Origin of the sequence: Mesorhizobium sp. AR10 (assembly GCF_024746795.1) — a bacterium.
GTDB lineage: Bacteria > Pseudomonadota > Alphaproteobacteria > Rhizobiales > Rhizobiaceae > Mesorhizobium.
The window spans coordinates 5410247-5426826 of sequence record NZ_CP080524.1 but is presented as its reverse complement, the minus strand read 5'-3'; the positions used below and the strand labels follow the sequence as shown (position 1 = coordinate 5426826).

The 16580-nt window shown below is 64.0% G+C and carries 16 protein-coding genes; 6 read left to right on the top strand and 10 right to left on the bottom strand.

Going from position 1 to position 16580, the window contains the following annotated elements; genetic code table 11:
- The first annotated feature begins 94 nt into the window (after positions 1 to 94).
- Entirely contained in the window at positions 95 to 1834 is a 1740-nt protein-coding gene (locus tag LHFGNBLO_RS30165) for an ATP-binding protein (protein ID WP_258603317.1), read from the top strand.
- Complete coding sequence (locus LHFGNBLO_RS30160; protein WP_258603316.1) at positions 1809 to 2582, top strand: peptidoglycan-binding protein; 774 nt, start codon at positions 1809 to 1811, stop codon at positions 2580 to 2582. Before LHFGNBLO_RS30165 ends, LHFGNBLO_RS30160 begins: the two co-directional genes overlap by 26 nt.
- Positions 2583 to 2625: 43 nt before the next feature.
- Here the strand turns inward: LHFGNBLO_RS30160 and LHFGNBLO_RS30155 are convergent, their stop codons facing one another.
- Positions 2626 to 2916 carry a type II toxin-antitoxin system RelE/ParE family toxin gene (locus tag LHFGNBLO_RS30155; protein WP_258603311.1) on the bottom strand — a complete coding sequence of 97 codons (291 nt, stop codon included), beginning with the start codon at positions 2914 to 2916 and terminating at the stop codon, positions 2626 to 2628.
- Positions 2909 to 3169, bottom strand: a complete 261-nt coding sequence (locus tag LHFGNBLO_RS30150) for a type II toxin-antitoxin system ParD family antitoxin (protein ID WP_258603310.1) — start codon at positions 3167 to 3169, stop codon at positions 2909 to 2911. The genes LHFGNBLO_RS30155 and LHFGNBLO_RS30150 overlap by 8 nt, the downstream gene beginning before the upstream one ends.
- Before the next feature lie 146 nt (positions 3170 to 3315).
- On the opposite strand from LHFGNBLO_RS30150, the gene LHFGNBLO_RS30145 reads away from it, so the two are divergent.
- On the top strand, positions 3316 to 3663 hold the full coding sequence (locus LHFGNBLO_RS30145; protein ID WP_258603308.1) for a DUF1491 family protein: 348 nt from the start codon (positions 3316 to 3318) through the stop codon (positions 3661 to 3663).
- A gap of 82 nt (positions 3664 to 3745) precedes the next feature.
- On the opposite strand, the gene LHFGNBLO_RS30140 is transcribed toward LHFGNBLO_RS30145, so the two are convergent.
- On the bottom strand, positions 3746 to 4774 hold the full coding sequence (locus LHFGNBLO_RS30140) for a hypothetical protein (RefSeq protein WP_258603307.1): 1029 nt from the start codon (positions 4772 to 4774) through the stop codon (positions 3746 to 3748).
- Between the two features lie 189 nt (positions 4775 to 4963).
- Here LHFGNBLO_RS30140 and LHFGNBLO_RS30135 point away from each other — a divergent pair, with 189 nt between their 5' ends.
- Complete coding sequence (locus LHFGNBLO_RS30135; protein WP_258603306.1) at positions 4964 to 5161, top strand: hypothetical protein; 198 nt, start codon at positions 4964 to 4966, stop codon at positions 5159 to 5161.
- Positions 5162 to 5284: 123 nt separating this feature from the next.
- Here the strand turns inward: LHFGNBLO_RS30135 and LHFGNBLO_RS30130 are convergent, their stop codons facing one another.
- The 4 genes from LHFGNBLO_RS30130 to LHFGNBLO_RS30115 form a co-directional block, all read right to left on the bottom strand.
- Positions 5285 to 5836: a DUF1254 domain-containing protein gene (locus LHFGNBLO_RS30130; RefSeq protein WP_258603301.1), complete on the bottom strand. Its 552-nt coding sequence runs from the start codon at positions 5834 to 5836 to the stop codon at positions 5285 to 5287.
- A gap of 260 nt (positions 5837 to 6096) precedes the next feature.
- Positions 6097 to 6681 carry a DUF1214 domain-containing protein gene (locus tag LHFGNBLO_RS30125; protein WP_258603299.1) on the bottom strand — a complete coding sequence of 195 codons (585 nt, stop codon included), beginning with the start codon at positions 6679 to 6681 and terminating at the stop codon, positions 6097 to 6099.
- An 86-nt stretch (positions 6682 to 6767) separates the two neighbouring features.
- On the bottom strand, positions 6768 to 8927 hold the full coding sequence (locus tag LHFGNBLO_RS30120; protein ID WP_258603297.1) for a transglycosylase domain-containing protein: 2160 nt from the start codon (positions 8925 to 8927) through the stop codon (positions 6768 to 6770).
- Positions 8928 to 9101: 174 nt separating this feature from the next.
- Positions 9102 to 9740 (bottom strand): TetR/AcrR family transcriptional regulator, encoded by a 639-nt coding sequence (locus LHFGNBLO_RS30115; protein WP_258603291.1) that lies wholly within the window; start codon positions 9738 to 9740, stop codon positions 9102 to 9104.
- A gap of 134 nt (positions 9741 to 9874) precedes the next feature.
- Between LHFGNBLO_RS30115 and LHFGNBLO_RS30110 the strand changes: the two genes are divergently transcribed.
- Together LHFGNBLO_RS30110 and LHFGNBLO_RS30105 are read left to right on the top strand one after the other, a co-directional pair.
- On the top strand, positions 9875 to 12286 hold the full coding sequence (locus tag LHFGNBLO_RS30110) for a GcvT family protein (RefSeq protein ID WP_258603290.1): 2412 nt from the start codon (positions 9875 to 9877) through the stop codon (positions 12284 to 12286).
- Between the two features lie 12 nt (positions 12287 to 12298).
- Positions 12299 to 13852 carry a trimethylamine methyltransferase family protein gene (locus LHFGNBLO_RS30105; protein ID WP_258603288.1) on the top strand — a complete coding sequence of 518 codons (1554 nt, stop codon included), beginning with the start codon at positions 12299 to 12301 and terminating at the stop codon, positions 13850 to 13852.
- A gap of 2 nt (positions 13853 to 13854) precedes the next feature.
- Here the strand turns inward: LHFGNBLO_RS30105 and LHFGNBLO_RS30100 are convergent, their stop codons facing one another.
- From LHFGNBLO_RS30100 to groL, 3 genes are all read right to left on the bottom strand, one after another.
- The gene (locus tag LHFGNBLO_RS30100) at positions 13855 to 14487 is read right to left on the bottom strand and encodes an NAD(P)-dependent oxidoreductase (protein WP_258603286.1); all 633 of its coding nucleotides are present in this window, start codon (positions 14485 to 14487) and stop codon (positions 13855 to 13857) included.
- Positions 14488 to 14617: 130 nt separating this feature from the next.
- The gene (locus LHFGNBLO_RS30095; protein ID WP_258603284.1) at positions 14618 to 14782 is read right to left on the bottom strand and encodes a hypothetical protein; all 165 of its coding nucleotides are present in this window, start codon (positions 14780 to 14782) and stop codon (positions 14618 to 14620) included.
- Positions 14783 to 14924: 142 nt separating this feature from the next.
- Positions 14925 to 16550 carry a chaperonin GroEL gene (gene groL, locus LHFGNBLO_RS30090; protein WP_258603282.1) on the bottom strand — a complete coding sequence of 542 codons (1626 nt, stop codon included), beginning with the start codon at positions 16548 to 16550 and terminating at the stop codon, positions 14925 to 14927.
- Between the last annotated feature and the right edge of the window lie 30 nt (positions 16551 to 16580).

The following is a 16580-nucleotide window of genomic DNA, read 5'->3' as shown; positions in this document are numbered from 1 at the left end:
GCAGTTCACGACCGGGTGCGAGTGCGTTGAGTTGAGTTCGATTACGGCCAGATACGTTGGATTGCCTGGCGCGCTTGCTGCCGGTTGCGACCGTATGGTTCATCCTGCCATCACCGGCCAGGATGACCGCTTGCGCCACCGCCGGTTCATCGGCGTCATGCTGGCCGCTCCGTTCTTCACTGCAGGCGCCGCAGTCACGCTGGTCACCTCGGGCCTGGGCGCGGCCGTCACTGTCGCAACGATCTTTGCCGCTTTCGGCCTTTGCTGGTTCGCCGCCTTGCTGGTGGCGGCCTCCGGCAAGATGGCGCTCGCCGGCCAGGTTGCGCTTGCGGTGGGTGGTCTGGCACTTGCCGGCGTCATCGCGGCGGCAGGCGGCCTGGCCTCGCCGGTCACCCTGCTTGCCGTGGCACTGCCGTTCGAAGCCTGGTGGATCGGCGCATCGCGCCGTGCGGCACTGTGGGGAGGCGTATCTGCTCTGGTCGCGGTGCTGCTGCAGCCCTTTGCCGGCTCTGTCTTTCCCCTCGGTTCGGCCGAAATCGCCGCGTGGCACTGGCTGCTGCCGCTGGCCTGGGCGCTGACGCTGGTTCCCCGGCTTGCCGCCTTCGGCAATGCCGCGCAGGCCCAGCCTGCACTGGCCAAAAACGGCCGTCTCGAAGACATCATCGACGCTGTCGTCCTGCGCCTCGCCAGGCATGGCGAGGTCCTCGATGCGTCGGCAAAGGCGCGCACGATCCTCAAGCTGCCGCCGGAATTGCTTTCCGGCACCGGCCTGTTCGATCGTATCCATCTGTCCGATCGCGTTTCCTATCTCAGCGCGCTCGCCGATATGCGCGATGGCGCGCCGGCGCGCCGGCTCGATCTTCGCGTCCGGCTGCCGCAAAACGGCGGCGGTCCGACGGCCGACAACTATCGGCCGTTTTGTCTCGAACTGGTGCGGGGCGAGATGGAGAAGGACATCTTCACGCTGGTGCTGCGCGAGAACGATGAAATTGCCGGACTGCGCGACGATCTTGCTGCTGCCAGCGAGGCGGCTGCGTCCGCCGAGGTGGCGAAGGGACGGTTCCTGGCAGTCGTCAGCCACGAGCTTCGCACGCCGCTCAACGCCATCATCGGTTTTTCCGACATGCTGCTGCATGAGATGTTTGGCGGCTTCAAGGATCCGCGCCAGAAGGAATATGTCGGCCTGGTCAGGGATGCCGGCCAGCATTTGCTTGCCGTCGTCACCTCGATACTCGACGTGTCCAGGATCGAAGCGGGCGCCTATGCGACCCAGCCGGAACCGTTCCGGTTCCTCGATGCGGTCGAAATGTGCCAGTCCATGATGCAGTTGCAGGCTGAGGCAAAGAACATCGATCTGCAGGCACAGATTGCACCGGACGCCGGCGAAATAAACGCCGATCGCCGTGCCGTGCAGCAGATCCTCATCAACCTTGTCTCCAATGCGATCAAGTTTACGCCCGATGGCGGGGCAGTCGTCGTCGGCGCCAAGCGGATCGGCTCGCGGCTGCATTTCTGGGTGAGGGATACCGGCATCGGCATTGCGGAAGAAGACTTTGCCAATCTCGGCAAGCCGTTCATGCAGATCCAGAACGACTACACGCGCCGCTTCGAGGGAACCGGCCTTGGCCTGTCGCTGGTCAAGGGCCTGGTGGCGCTGCACGAGGGCACGATGTCGATCGAGAGCATGCCGGGCGAGGGCACCACGGTTGCGATCAGCTTTCCGGTGAACGGGCCGAGGGAACGCTCGACCGACAAGATCGGCGTGCTGCCGATGCCCGCGGCCAGGACGAAGGGGGAAGGGGACAGGAATGGCTCGCTCCGCAAAACAGCTTAAGGCGGTCAAGCGCCGCGGCAGTAGCTTCGAGGACGGAGCGATGGCTGTCGGCAGCCTGATCTCGCGCAATCCGGTCCTGGTTGGCGGTTCAACCGCATTCCTTGTGACGCTGTTCTACGTCTCGGCCAACGCCCTGTGGTATCAGCCCTTTCCGCATGCCGGCGCGTTTTTTGCCACCAGGAGCATTGAGGGCTTTTCCCAGTCGGGCACCGACGAGCCCGAAACCACCATCAACATCGTCCGGCCGGGCTCGGCCCCGGTCAAGAGCGACCCTGTTGTCGAACAGGTGCAGGGCATATTGAAGGACCTCGATTTCTATTCCGGCACCGTCGACGGCATCTCCGGGCCCAACACGCGCAAGGCCATCCAGGCCTATCAGCAGAAGGTCGGGCTGAACGCATCCGGCGAGATCGACAGCGTTCTGCTGGATCAGCTGGGCGCCACGCCGACCACCTCGGCGGTGGTGCCGCGTCCCATGCCGCGGCCGATTGAAATGGCCGCTGTTCCGACTCCGACACCTGTGTCGGCACCGGCAAATACCGCAACGCCGGAACCCGACGCCCGCATCGTCAAGATCCAGGCCGGGCTGAAGGCCTTCGGCAACGACGATATGCAACTCGATGGTGTCGTTGGCGCCCGCACCAAGGCGGCGATCAAGGAATTCCAGTCGCTGTTCGGGTTGCCGCAGACCGGCGAACCCGACGAAGTCGTCTACGTCAAGATGCGCGAGATCGGTCTGACCAACTGACGGTGGGCAAGCGTCAGCCGCGAGGCTCCTAGGCCAAGGCGACCTAGCTGAGCCACTGCTCCGGGTCACGCATTCCGTGGACAATCGCCACGGCTAGGACACCGTAGGGCATCGGCTCGTAAATCACGATATAGCGCCCCTCCACCAGGATACGGGCGGTAGTGCTCAATTCCGGCCGGGCCGCGCCCATCTTGGGGTGTTCCGAGGCGAGTTCCAATTTGTCGAAAATTCGCCCTATCAGTTTATCGGCCGCCTTTTCACTGTCTGCGGCAATGTGGTGCCAAATATCCCGCAAATCCTGAAGGGCTCGTGGGGTAAGCCGGTATTTAGCCACGGGCTGCGCGATCCGCCTTCAGAGTTCGCAGGAAGACGGTGCGGTCTACGTCCTGGCCTTCGCCACTTGCCATGCCTTCTTCGTAGGCCCGTTTGAGGTGTGCCAATTCAAGGGCGCGGAGTTCCTCGCGTTGCTCCCACAGGCGCAGCGCTTCTCTGACAATCTCGCTGTTGGACGCATAACCTCCCCCTTCCACGGCGTCTTGCAGACGGGCGGCCTGCTTTGGAGTAAGTGATACGGTGAGGGTGCGCATGGGTTGGCTTTTCATGAATTCACTATAGCATTTTCCGCAATTCCTAACAAGATTTGTTAGGAATCGGGCCTCTCAAGAGTCATCCGTCGCTCGCGGATGGGCAAGAATCCCGATAGTACAGATCAGATGTCGTCCGGAACCCTGCCATGCGCGTAACCACCGATCTGTGGGTGTCGGCCCTCCTGCGCCGGGTTTTCGGCGCCGGCGGCTTCGCTGCCGTGGTCAAGCGCGGCGCGACCGAGGCTGGCGCTGTGTTTGTGCTGGCGCGGGGCAGGCTGGGCGAAATTGCTCTGTTCGGGCCGGCGCCGCAGACGAGCTACGATTCGGCCAAGCCCGACGATCGGTTTTTCAGTTTGCTCGGGGCCGGCCACGATGCCGCAGTGCTCGATGCCAGGCTGGAAAGGGAGAAAAAATTCGATCCCGACATCTGGGTGGTCGAGATCGAGGCCGGCGCAGTTCCCGTCGAGGAGCTTCTTTCCGTCAAGACGCCTTGATGCATGTCGCCCAAAAGAGCGCAGCGGTTTTGGGACAACGACACGCATAAAGCAAAGATCTAAAACGCGCCCACGATTCTCTTTAGACGCGGTGAACCTTAAGGGTGGCGACGGCGATTGCATCATCGCTGTCGATCGCCTTACGCGCATCGGCATTTGCCGCGGCGCGCACGCTGCCGCGAACGGCCCTCGACAGCGTCTCGGCTTTCCAGGCGCGAACCTTGTCCAACGCAGCGTCGCGATGCAGTAGGCGGTAGCGGTCGAGGAAGATGCGAATGGCCTGTGGGTGCGGAAACTCGGTGGGATAGACGGCGACGGTGATCAGGAACGCCTTGTCTTCGCTCAGGTCGAGCGCCCGCAAGGCGGCAAGCAGCGACGCGTAGCTCGAATGTTCGGTCAGCGACCGCGCTGTCGTAAAGTCGATTTCAAGCGCGTCGGCGATCGCGGTCTGGAAGAAGGCCGCATTGCCGGTCAGCGCCGTCTCGCGCAGTTTGACGTAGGTAGCCTGGCCGACGAACGGATTGACGGCGGCACCTTCGCTGGCTGAGTCGGCGCGCATCATCGATCGCAGCCGCTGCCGGGCATTTTCGGCGGCAGCGCCGGGCGCTTCCTGCCGCTCGGGTCCGACAGACGCCACTTCGGTGGTTTCGGGCGCTGGCTTCACGATCGGCTCCGGCTGCCGCACCCGCACCAGCGTCGGCTTCTCAAGCACCTTGATCAGCTGGGCGATGGTCGGGTTCAGATCCTTGCGGCGGGCAATGGCGCGCGCATGGGGCAGGCCGTGACGTCCGATCAGTGCGATAAGGTCGATGTCGCTGAGCGCGCGTGAGCGGATCAGCAAGGGGGCGCCGATGTCGACCGGTTCCTCGCAAAGCCGCCGCACCAGAGCGGCCGGCGCATATTCGCATTCGGAAAGGGCGGCGGCGACGTAGCGGCGCGATTCGACCGAGACATTGTCGAAAAGCGGTAGCGTCAGATCCTCGAGTTGGGCGATCTCGCGGCGCGACGGACGGGTGAGCGAACAGAACGCCGACACCACGGCGCGGAACAGCCTTTCGGCCTTTCCCGATTCAGCCCGTATAGCGATTTGCCTGAAATCCGAAGCTGACACGGAGGATACGCCCGACACTCGACACAATCTGGACCACGCTCGACCGGGACTGTGTCGGTTTCGCGTTCGCCCAGAACAAAGATCAAGTTAGCGACGATCCGTTAGCGCTCCGTTAACCCTCTGCCTGCCTTAATCACATTTGGAGGCGTTGCGTTGTGCTCCGGGGCAACCGAGAGGAATACGCGAACCATGGGCATGGTCCTGTCTTTCGTGCCGCGAACGGCGGCAACCAACAGAGCAAATCAAAACACCGGCACGCCGGCGGCGGTGATCATTTTCCCCGGCGTCCGCTACGAACAGCAGTTGCTGTCGGGCGAGGCGCGGCCGGGCGGCGTCGCTCCGGACAAGCCGGGCTCGCCGGGGACGATGCCTGTTCCGCATCACTGAGCTGGCTTCGGGATCAAAGTTCAATGCATGTCGCCCAAAAGTGCGCAGCGGTTTTGGGACAACGACATGCATAAAAACAAAGGCTTAAAGCGCGTCAGCTGAATCCGTTTCGACGCGGTGCGCTTAGAAATCTTGCAGGTCGCAGGAGCTCTGCTCCAGAAACCGTGACACGATCGGCTTCCAGCTTTCGTCGGGCACGAAGGAGCGGATGACGAAGATGCCCTCGTCGATGGGCGCTTCGACGAAGATCGCGCCTTGTAGTGCCTGCGGAAGCTCCTTGCGCACCTCGATCATCTGCGCCGGCGTCAGCACGACGGTATCCAGCACCTTTCCGGTCGCGCTGTGGTCGTTGAACGAGTAGATGTTGTGACCGTTGCGGTCATAGACCGATACCGACCAGAACGGCACGTTTCCCGGCGCCGTGACCCGCACAATCCCTTCGGACAGATCGAACCGGCAGGCCGCCGCGTAGAACAACGGATCGACTGACTTGACCACCGGCGCGCCGCCGGCCTCGGCGTCGAGCCTGGTCATCTTGTAGAGGTCCGAGGCCGTCGCCAGCCGCGACCAGGCGTCGCGCTCGGAAAACTCCGGCACCAGCAGCAGCACGACGATGTGCACGATGCCGGCGCCGATCAATCCCAGCAGGATGGCGTGCAGCAGCTTAGCCCGCATTTCTCGCACTCCATGCGGCCTGCGTTGCTCTTTCGGCGCGGCAGATACGGCGTCGGGCGGCGAAAAGCGTATAGCGACATACGGTTGAGCCGCCCGACGCCGTAGATGCCCGCCGAAAGGCAACCCTGAAGGGCCGGTTGAACAAGCCGGCCGGCGGCGTCGCCGCGCTCGCCCGATGGAGCCGCATCGCTCTTCGCGCGGCTCCTACCCTGCCGGCTTCTTGAACCGGCGCAGGCCACATCGAGTGCGAGAAATGCGGGCTACGCATCGCAGCCGACCTTCACGATCCGCGGCAGCGTCACGTCGGAGAGACCCGTGCTGCTGGCAATCGGCGTGTCGTAGAAGGTGAGCACGAAATACATCCGGCCGGAGCCCTCGGTCAGCAGCCAGTTGCCGGGCGTGGGGCGGTTGCCGACGGAAATGATCACCGAATTGTCGGGCTGGCGCACCACCTGGTAGGATTGCAGTGCTGCCAGCCTCGGTTTGCCGGTCTCGACCACGCCGAGCGACTGGTCGGCGGCGTAGAGGGTCCAGAACCGGGCGGTGGGAAATCCGCCCTCGATCGTGTAGGCGCATTGCCGCTTGAGCTGCTCGCCGCCGTCATCGCGCTCGGCGATGAAGGACAGCCCCTCGGCCTGTCCGAGCGCCAGCACGCCCTCGCGCGCCACGCGTGCCTTCGAATAGGGGTCCGCCGCCTGGGTGCCGATGTCGGGGAAGGCGGTCCATTCGCCGATCCTGATCGCGCCGACCCCATCCTGCGCCTTCAGCGCATACCAGACGCTGCCGCCACCGACGCCGATGGCGATGGCAAGCGAAAGCAGCGTCAGGAAGGCGTTCTTGAGCATGAAGAGCCGGGGACAAGCAGGATTGCCGCCCGGGGATATCGCGGCGCAGGGGCTCGTGGCAAGCGGTGACCCGCGGAATTGGCGGTTCAGAGCGCCGACAGGGTCTCCGGTGCCGCGGGCGGCTCAAGCACGGGTGCCGTCTGAAACAGCTTGGTCATGTCCCGCAGCGTCTGCGTGGTCCGGCTGGACAGCGCCCGCGGGCGCTCGGCGGCGGCGTCGGCCGCTGCCTGCTCGGCATTTTTCTTCTCCGCTTCCTCGGCCTTGGCCGCGATCTCTGCATCGATGAAGGGGTGATCGAGGCCGGGGATCGGCTTGAGGTCGATGTTCTGGTGCGCGTAGACCATCAGCCGCTGCCACACCATCGCCGGCAGCGAGCCGCCGGTCATGTTCCGGGTCGGGGTGAAGTCGTCATTGCCGAGCCAGACGGCGGCGGTGTAGTTGCCGGTGAAGCCGACGAACCAGGCATCGCGGTAGGATTGCGTGGTACCGGTCTTGCCGGCGACGACGATGTTGGGAAGTGCTGCGCGCCGGGCCGTGCCGATCACCGGCACCGCCGCCAGCATCGTGTTCATGTATTTGAGCGCCTGTTCCGACAGCACGCGGTGCGGCGGCGGTGCATCCTTGGCGAAGTCGTAGACCACATCGCCGGTGCGGGTGACGAGCTGGGTGATGCCGTGCCGGGAGCCGACAAAGCCGTTCTGCGCGAACACGCTGTAACCCGTCGCCTGGTCCATCACCGTCATGCCCGACGTGCCAAGCACCATCGTCTTGTGTGATTCCAGCGGTGACTCGACGCCCATCGCTTCGGCCATCGCCTTGATCGGCTTGATACCGAGATAATCCTTGGCCAGCCGCACCGGCACGGTGTTGACCGATTTGGCGATCGCCGTCAGCAGCGTGACGTTGCCGGCCGATCCGCCACTGTAGTTTTTGGGCGACCAGCCGCCCCAGGAGATCGGCCCGCCGGAAACGACGGAGTCCGGTGTAAAGCCATGCTCCATTGCCGTTGCATAGACATAGGGTTTGAACGAGGAGCCGGTCTGGCGAAGCGCCTTGGTGGCGCGGTTGAACTGGCTGGCGCCGTAGTCGCGGCCGCCGACGATCGCCCTGACCGCGCCATTGGTCTCGATGACGACCACCGCACCTTCGGTGACGTTGTATTCCTTGCCGAACTGGCGGAGATGAAACTCCATCGATTCCTCGGCTGCCTTCTGGATGTTGGCGTCGAAGGTGGTGTGGGCGACCAGCGAGTGCTGGCCCGATTTGGCGGCGACCTTCTTGACCTCGTCGAAGGCCCAGTCGAGGTAATAGTCTGGGCTCTTCTGCTCGCCGCGGTCGACGATTTCGGCCGGGTGCAGCCGCGCCGGCAGCACCTGGCCTTCGGTCATGAAGCCGGAATCGACCAGGTTCGACAGCACCACATTGGCCCGGGCGCGTGCGGCGGGCAGGTTGATGTGCGGCGCGTATTTGGTCGGAGCCTTGAACAGGCCGGCCAGCATCGCCGCCTCGGCGAGGTTCAGGTCCTTGACGCTCTTGCCGAAATAGAAATCGGCCGCCGCCTCGATGCCGAAAGTGCCGCCGCCCATATAGGCGCGGTCGAGATAGAGCTGGAGGATCTCCTTCTTCGACAGATTGGCCTCGAGCCACAGCGACAGGAAGGCTTCCTTGATCTTGCGCTCCAGCGTCCGCTCATTGGTCAGGAACAGGTTCTTGGCCAGCTGCTGGGTGATGCTCGATCCGCCCTGCACGACGGAGTTGGCCCGCACATTCTCGAAGATCGCGCGCGAAAGACCAAGCACATCGATGCCGTGGTGTTCGAAGAACCGCCGGTCCTCGGTGGCCAGCACCGCCTTGATGACGTGGTCGGGCATTTCGTCGACCGGCACTGAATCGCGCTGGATGATGCCGCGCTGGCCAATCTCGTTGCCGTAGCGGTCGAGGAAGGTGACGGCGAAGTCGCCCTGCGTGCGCCAGTCGCCGGTGGTTATCTGGAAGGCCGGCAAGGCAAGCGCCAGCAAGATGACGATGCCGCCGGCACCGAGCGTGAAGCTTTCGCTCAACACTTCGACGATGCCGCGGCGCCAGCCGGTGACGCGGAAGCGCCGGAAAAAGATGGTAGCCGTCTCCCAGAATTGGCTGGCCTTGAAGCCGATCTCGTAGAGCGAGGAATCGAGCCACGCATCCACCGCCAGCAATGTTGCGGCGATCGGACCTCTTCTCTTGCGTGGTTCCAAAGGACTGGTCATTCCAGAATTCCGCCCTGCGCCGTTACCTGAGAGCCGTATGCGGGCAATTTCAGGGCGGCGCACCAGGCAAGACTATTCATCCATTTTAGCACCGCTCACAAGGGCGGCGAAGCCACACAATACGGTTTGTCGACCGGGTCGAGATGGCTTCGATGCTGGTATCGTCGCTAGATCTCAGCGCGCCGCGATGAAGCGCATGAAATGCGCGACATCAGCCTCGCTGGGCTCCTGGCCGGTGAAGCTGCGCAGATAGGCGGCGAGGTGGCTGACCCGCGCCTCGACCGGTTCCCTCAGGTTGAGCACATAGTAGCCGATCTGCATGTAGTAGAGCACGCGGGCACGGATGAAGGCGTCTTCCTCGTCGTAGCCGTGCCGGCGATACATGTCGCGGATGGCGCCCAGGCGGTCATTGTCGGCCTGGTCGATGGCGCGCCGCACATCTTCGGAGCGCCGGGCCCATTCGCGGATGGCGAAATCGAGCCTGGGATCAAACAGGCGCTCGTCAGCCCAGCATTCGAACACATTCATGACGCCCATGATGATGCTTTGCGCCGGCCGTTGTGCGCGTTCGACGATCGCCTTGGTGTTGGTGTCGCGCCAATGGGCGAGCAACTGGTCGAGCAGGTCCTGGCGGCTCTGGAAATACCAGTAGAAACTCGAGCGCGAGACGCCGAGCTTCTGGCCAAGCGGCAGCACGCGCACGCTTTCGATGCCGTCCGATACCAGCGTTTCCAGGGCAAGATTGATCCAGTCCCAGCGCGTCACCTTGATGTTGCCTGGCGCCGGCTCGTCCTGCGGAGAAATCATGATCATGGCCGCACAATAGGCATGAGCGGCAGCACCGCGCAAGGCTGCTGTACATATGTGTCTACACTCTAGACACATATGTACAGTGCGTATATGGTGCCAGGATTGAGGCAAGCGTTCGAACAAGTCCGGAGGAAGCCGTGAAGTCGCACTATCGTGCAGTCGTCATCGGGGGTGGCGTGGTCGGAGCCTCGGTGCTCTACCATCTGGCGCGGTTCGGCTGGAGCGATGTCGCGCTGATCGAACGCGCCGAGCTGACGGCCGGTTCGACCTGGCATGCGGCGGCCGGTTTCCATGCGCTCAACGCCGATCCCAACGTAGCGGCGCTGCAGGACTACACCATCAAGCTCTATCGCGAGATCGAGGCCGAGTCCGGCCAGAATGCCGGCCTGCACATGACCGGCGGCGTCAACATGGCCAGCGACCCTGCCCGCTGGGAGTGGCTGAAATCGGCCTGGGCGGTGTTCCAGTCGGTCGGCATCGAAACCGCCCGGCTGGTGACCCCCGAAGAGATCAAGGCGATCTGCCCGATTGTCGATGTCAGCGACGTGCTGGGCGGTCTCTACGATTCCAACGAAGGCCATCTCGATCCCTACGGCACCACGCATGCCTATGCCGGGGCCGCGAAAAAACGCGGCGCCGACATCATCCTGCGCAATCGCGTTCTCGATCTCAAGCAGCGCGTCGACGGCGGCTGGGACGTCTTCACCGAGCAAGGCACGATCATTGCCGAACATGTCGTCAATGCCGGTGGTCTGTGGGCCAAGCAGGTCGGCCGCATGGCCGGTGTCGACCTGCCGGTGACGCCGATGGAACACCACTATTTCATCACCGAGGACATTCCGGAGGTTGCGGCGCTCGACAAGGAGCTTGGCCTCGCCGTCGATCTCGACGGCTTTGCCTATCTTCGGCAGGAGCGCAAGGGCGTCCTGCTCGGCGTCTACGAGCAGAACCCGAAACACTGGAACATGGACGGCGCGCCGTGGGACTACGGCATCGAGTTGATCCCGGAAGACATCGACCGCATCAGCCCGGAACTCTCCAAGGCCTATCAGCGCTTTCCTTGTCTCGCCACGGCCGGCATTCGCAAATGGGTCAACGGCGCCTTCACTTTCACGCCGGACGGCAACCCGATCGTCGGACCGGTGCGCGGCCTCAGGAACTACTGGGTCGCCTGCGGCGTCATGGCCGGCTTCAGCCAGGGCGGCGGCGTTGGCAAATCGCTGGCCGAGTGGATGATCCATGGCGAACCGCAAGCCGACATTTTCGGCATGGACATCGCCCGCTACGGCGCGTTTGCGGCCAACCGCGAATATCTCAAACAGACGACGCGCCAGTTCTATGCACGCCGCTTCGTCATGACCTTTCCCAACGAGCGCCTGCCCGCCGGCCGGCCGCTGAAACGCCCCGGCGCCTATGACGGCATGACGGCGGCGGGCTGCGAATGGACGTCTTCCTGGGGACTGGAAATCCCGGCCTATTTCGCGCCGATGGGTTTTCGCGAAAACACCACACTGAAGCGCTCCAACGCCTTCGACATCGTCGGCGACGAGGCGCTGCAGGTGCGGCGCGCCGCTGGTCTCGTCGATACCACGGCCTTTTCGCGCTACGCGATATCCGGGCCGGGTGCTGAAGCCTGGCTCGACCGGCTGCTTGCCTCAAGATTGCCGAAGCCGGGGCAGGCGAAGCTGGCGCCGATGCTGGCCCATGATGGCCGGCTGAAGGGTGATCTCACCGTCTTCAACTGGGGCGACGGCAGTTATTGGATCATGGGTTCCTACTATCTCAGGGAATTTCATATGCGCTGGTTCGAGGCGCATGCGGCGAACGGCGTGACCGTCACCGACCTCTCCGACACTATGGCCGGGTTTCTCGTCACCGGGCCGAACGCGCGCACGATCGTGGCGCGCACGACGCATCGGGATGTCTCCGCAAGCGCCTTGCCGTTCATGGCGTGCGGCGAATTCGACATCGGCATGGTGCGCTCGCGTGTGGCGCGGCTGTCGATCGCTGGCGAGGTCGGCTTCGAGATCAATTGCCCAGCCACGATGCATGCCAGCCTGCGCGAAACGCTGCTTGCCGCCGGCGAGGATCTCGGTCTTGCCGAGATCGGCTTCTACGCACTCAATGCACTCAGGCTGGAGAAGAGTTTTGGCATCTGGTCGCGCGAATTTACGCAAGCCTATACACCTGATCAAACCGGGCTCAATCGCTTCATCGCCTTCGACAAGGGCGATTTCATCGGCCGCGAAGCCGCGCTGAAGGCGCGAAATGCCACCGCACGACAATGCCTGGTGACGCTGGAAGTCGATGCCGTCGACGCCGACGCCAGCGGTTTCGAACCGGTCTGGCACAATGGTCGCCGCGTTGGCTTCGTCACCTCGGGCGGCTATGGCTATTCGGTCGGCAAGAGCCTGGCGCTGGCGCTTGTCGACCGCGATGTCGCTGGCGAGGGGACGGCGCTGTCGGTGCACATTGTCGGCATAGAGCGGCCGGCGCGTATCATCCCGGCCTCTCCCTACGATCCCGAGGGCAAGGCGATGCGGCAATGAGGAGTATTGGCCATGGTTGATGATGCCGCACGCGACATGAGGCGCGAGCGCCGCCGCGGGCGAACCGGCGAAGCTGGCAGCGAGTCGAGCCGCCGGCCGGATTACCGTTCGCTCAAGAATCCCTTCCTGCCGCAGCCGATCTTTTCGGACGATCAGGTCGCCGCGATCCACGACACCGCGTTGCGCGTGCTCGAGGAACTCGGTGTCAAGGTGCTGCTGCCCGAGGCGCGCGCCGTTCTTGCCCAAGCCGGCGCATTGGTCGACGAGGATAGCCAGATGGTGCGCATCGGCCGCGACATCGTCGCGGCCGCACTGGCTTCGGCGCCAAAATCGATCCGGGCGCATGCCGGCGACCGCGCCCGCGACCTGATGCTCGAACTCGGCTCGATGACGTTCCTGGCGGGGTCCGGTGCGCCCAACGTCACCGATCTCGAGCGCGGCCGGCGGCCGGGCACGCTTGCCGCTTTCGAGGATCTCCTCCGGCTGGTGCAGCATTTCGACGTGCTGCATATGCTTGGTCCCTGCATCGAGCCGCAGGACATCGACAACCGCTTTCGTCACTATGCCGTTAACCGCGCCCAGCTGACGCTGTCCGACAAGTTCCCGTTCGTCTTCGCGCGCGGCACGCCGCAGGTCGAGGACAGTTTCGAGATGCTGCGGCTGGCGCGCGGGTTGTCGGAGGATGAATTCCGTTCGGGCGCTTATTGCTACACCGTCATCAACACCAATTCGCCGCGCCAGCTCGACATTCCGATGGCGCAAGGCATCATCGACTTTGCCAGAGCGGGGCAGGTGCTGATCATCACGCCCTTCTGCCTGGCGGGCGCCATGGCGCCGATCACCGTCGCCGGCGCGCTGACGCTGCAGCACGCTGAAGCACTGGCCGGGCTGGCGCTCTCCCAGATCGTGCGACCGGGCGCGCCGGTCGTCTATGGCTCCTTCTCCTCCAATGTCGACATGAAGTCAGGGGCGCCGGCCTTCGGCACGCCGGAGCACGTCAAGGCGACGCTCGGCGCCGGCCAGTTGGCGCGCTTCACCGGCCTGCCGTGGCGGTCGGGCGGCGGCAGCGCCGCCAATGTCTCAGACGCGCAGGCCGCGCATGAAACGCAGTTCGCGCTGTGGGGCTCGGTGCTTGCGGGTGCTACGGTCTGCATCCATGCCGCGGGCTGGCTTGAAGGCGGCTTGAGCGTCTCCTTCGAGAAGCTGATCACCGATATCGAGGCGCTGCAGACGGTGGCGGAGCTCTGCGCCGCGACGCCCGGCGACGAGGATGCGATCGGTTTCGATGCCATCGCCGAAGTGCAGCCCGGCGGCCATTTCTTCTCGGCCGGACACACGATGGCGCGCTACCGCACCGCTTTCTACGAGCCGCTGGTGGCCGACTGGTCGAATTTCGGCAACTGGACGCAAAGTGGTTCGAAGACGGCGACCGAGCGCGCCACCGGCGTCTGGAAGCGGACGCTGGCCGACTTCCAGCCACCGGCGTCCGCTGTTGCCACATCAGGTATTCTCGACGAATTCATCGCGCGGCGCACCGAACAGGGCGGGGCAGCGCCGGTCTCTTGAGTTCAGCGCAGGATGGCAACCGCCATGCGCGAATAGGTGGTGTCGTTGATCTGCCCGAGCATGAACGCCGCCACATCGGCACGTGCCAGTGTCGGCAGCAGGGATACCGCCCGGATGCCATTGCCGTGGCGGAACTGACCGGCTGCCGCTCCATTGGTCAGTTTGGGCGGTCGCACGATGGTCCAGTCGAGGCCAGATTGGACGATAAGGTTTTCCTTCGCCTCGTGATCGGCCACTTCACGGTGCAGCACAAGCGGTACGATGACGCCGCCGAGCAGCGGCCCCAATTGCCGCCGGCTGTCGCGGACGCCAAGGAACGAGAGATAGATGAGCCGGGCCGGGCCGCACTTTTGCATCGCCGCGATGATGAAACCGATGCCGGCAACCACAGCCGGGTCGTGCTTCAGCGGCACGCCAACGCCGAGACAGCTGAACACCGCCTCATGCCCGGCAACGGCGCGCTCCACCGCCTGTTGATCGGCGACGTCTCCGACAATCACCGTCAGGTTTTCATGGCTGAGGGCAAGTTTGCCCGGGGTGCGAACGAAGGCTGTCACCGCATGGCCGTTCGCCAGCGCTGCCGAGACAAGAGCCTGACCCGTCGCACCCGAGGCACCAAAGATCAGCAGTTTCATCATCCGCCACCCTGGAGGCTATCAGCCCGGCTTGCGCCCGGCGACGAAGGCGACAAGCGCGCGCGCCGCCGGTCACCGGGATCTTAGCACGGCGGGCGCGCCGGTCTCGTGAGGGAATGCGGCGCGCGCCTCACATCGGGCGCTTGTCGCCGGCCTTTTGCGGGTCGCGGCGTATTGTGCCGGCATCAGTCTGCTTGTGCTTGTCGGCGGCGATCCTGCGGATGCGGTCGAAGCGGCTTTCCTCGGTCGGCTTGGTTGCCGGAACGCCATTTGGCTTCGGTGCGAAGGTAATCATGTCGATCTCCTTGTCGTTGCTGACTGATGGAAGTCTTCGTGACTGGCGGAAATCCTTGGCGCGCCGGGGAAGTGCCGCCCGGCGGCCATTGTTCTCGATGGGCCCGCCCGGCCTTGGCCGAACGGGCATTTTCAGGCAATGGTCAGTAGCCGCCCATGCCGCCACCGGCTGAAGGTGCCGCATCCTTGGCCGGGATGTCGGTGATCATGGCTTCAGCGGTGATCAGCAGCGCCGCGATCGAGCCGGCATCCTGCAGTGCTGTGCGCACCACCTTTGCCGGATCGACGATGCCGGCCTTGATCATGTCGACATAGATCTCGTTCTGGGCGTCAAAACCCTGATTGTGATCCTTGCTGTCGGAGAGCTTGCCGACGACGATCGACCCTTCGACGCCGGAATTCTCGGCGATCTGGCGGATCGGCGCTTCGAGCGCCCGCAACACGATCGAAATGCCGGCATTGACATCGGCGTTGGCGCCGGTCAGCCCCTTGAGTGCCGACCTGGCGCGCAGCAGTGCTACACCGCCGCCGGGAACGATGCCTTCTTCCACCGCCGCACGCGTGGCGTTCAGCGCATCGTCGACGCGGTCCTTCTTTTCCTTGACTTCCGACTCGGTGGCGCCGCCGACGCGAATGACGGCAACGCCGCCAGCGAGTTTCGCCAGCCGCTCCTGCAGCTTTTCCTTGTCGTAGTCGGAGGTGGTTTCCTCGATCTGCCCCTTGATCTGGGAGATACGCGCCTGGATGGTGGCCTTCTCGCCGCCGCCGTCGATGATCGTGGTCGTATCCTTTTCGATCAGCACGCGCTTGGCGCGGCCGAGCATGTCGATGGTGATGTTTTCGAGCTTGATGCCGAGATCCTCGGAGATCATCTGGCCGGCGGTGAGCACCGCGATGTCTTCCAGCATCGCCTTACGGCGATCGCCGAAGCCCGGCGCCTTGACCGCCGCGACCTTGAGGCCGCCGCGCAGCTTGTTGACGACCAGCGTGGCCAGCGCTTCGCCTTCGACGTCCTCGGAGATGATCAGCAGCGGCTTGCCGCTTTGCACGACCGCTTCGAGGATCGGCAGCAGCGCCTGCAGATTGCCGAGCTTCTTTTCATGGATGAGGACGTAAGGGTCCTCCAACTCGACGCGCATCTTCTCGGCATTGGTGACGAAATAGGGCGATAGATAGCCGCGATCGAACTGCATGCCCTCGACGACGTCGAGTTCGGTGTCGGCGGTCTTGGCTTCCTCGACGGTGATGACGCCGTCATTGCCGACCTTGTCCATCGCCTTGGCGATCATGGCGCCGACGGTGGCGTCGCCATTGGCGGCAATCGTGCCGACCTGCGCGATTTCGCCGGAGGATTTGACCTTCTTGGCCCGCGCCTGGATCTCCTTGACCACGGCGGTCACGGCAAGGTCGATACCGCGCTTGAGGTCCATCGGATTCATGCCGGCGGCAACGAATTTCGCGCCTTCGCGCAGGATCGAGGCGGCCAGCACCGTGGCGGTGGTGGTGCCGTCACCGGCGAGGTCGTTGGTTTTCGAGGCCACTTCGCGCACCATCTGCGCGCCCATGTTCTCGAACTTGTCGGCAAGTTCGATTTCCTTGGCCACCGTCACCCCGTCCTTGGTGATGCGCGGTGCGCCGTAAGCCTTGTCGATGATGACGTTGCGGCCCTTGGGGCCGAGCGTCACCTTAACGGCATTGTTGAGGATCTCGACACCGCGAAGCATGCGGTCACGGGCATCGGTGGAGAATTTGATTTCCTTGGCAGACATGATTTTTCATCCAGTTCGTTTGGAGGGCGT

Bases quoted from the DNA above. Each gene is read 5' to 3' on its own strand.
- LHFGNBLO_RS30120 (WP_258603297.1), bottom strand. From the start codon at position 8,927: ATGACCAGTCCTTTGGAACCACGCAAGAGAAGAGGTCCGATCGCCGCA.
- LHFGNBLO_RS30125 (WP_258603299.1), bottom strand. From the start codon at position 6,681: ATGCTCAAGAACGCCTTCCTGACGCTGCTTTCGCTTGCCATCGCCATC.
- LHFGNBLO_RS30095 (WP_258603284.1), bottom strand. From the start codon at position 14,782: ATGATTACCTTCGCACCGAAGCCAAATGGCGTTCCGGCAACCAAGCCG.
- LHFGNBLO_RS30165 (WP_258603317.1), top strand. From the start codon at position 95: ATGGTTCATCCTGCCATCACCGGCCAGGATGACCGCTTGCGCCACCGC.
- LHFGNBLO_RS30100 (WP_258603286.1), bottom strand. From the start codon at position 14,487: ATGAAACTGCTGATCTTTGGTGCCTCGGGTGCGACGGGTCAGGCTCTT.
- LHFGNBLO_RS30105 (WP_258603288.1), top strand. From the start codon at position 12,299: ATGGTTGATGATGCCGCACGCGACATGAGGCGCGAGCGCCGCCGCGGG.
- LHFGNBLO_RS30150 (WP_258603310.1), bottom strand. From the start codon at position 3,169: ATGCGCACCCTCACCGTATCACTTACTCCAAAGCAGGCCGCCCGTCTG.
- LHFGNBLO_RS30160 (WP_258603316.1), top strand. From the start codon at position 1,809: ATGGCTCGCTCCGCAAAACAGCTTAAGGCGGTCAAGCGCCGCGGCAGT.
- LHFGNBLO_RS30130 (WP_258603301.1), bottom strand. From the start codon at position 5,836: ATGCGGGCTAAGCTGCTGCACGCCATCCTGCTGGGATTGATCGGCGCC.
- LHFGNBLO_RS30135 (WP_258603306.1), top strand. From the start codon at position 4,964: ATGGGCATGGTCCTGTCTTTCGTGCCGCGAACGGCGGCAACCAACAGA.
- LHFGNBLO_RS30115 (WP_258603291.1), bottom strand. From the start codon at position 9,740: ATGATCATGATTTCTCCGCAGGACGAGCCGGCGCCAGGCAACATCAAG.
- groL (WP_258603282.1), bottom strand. From the start codon at position 16,550: ATGTCTGCCAAGGAAATCAAATTCTCCACCGATGCCCGTGACCGCATG.
- LHFGNBLO_RS30145 (WP_258603308.1), top strand. From the start codon at position 3,316: ATGCGCGTAACCACCGATCTGTGGGTGTCGGCCCTCCTGCGCCGGGTT.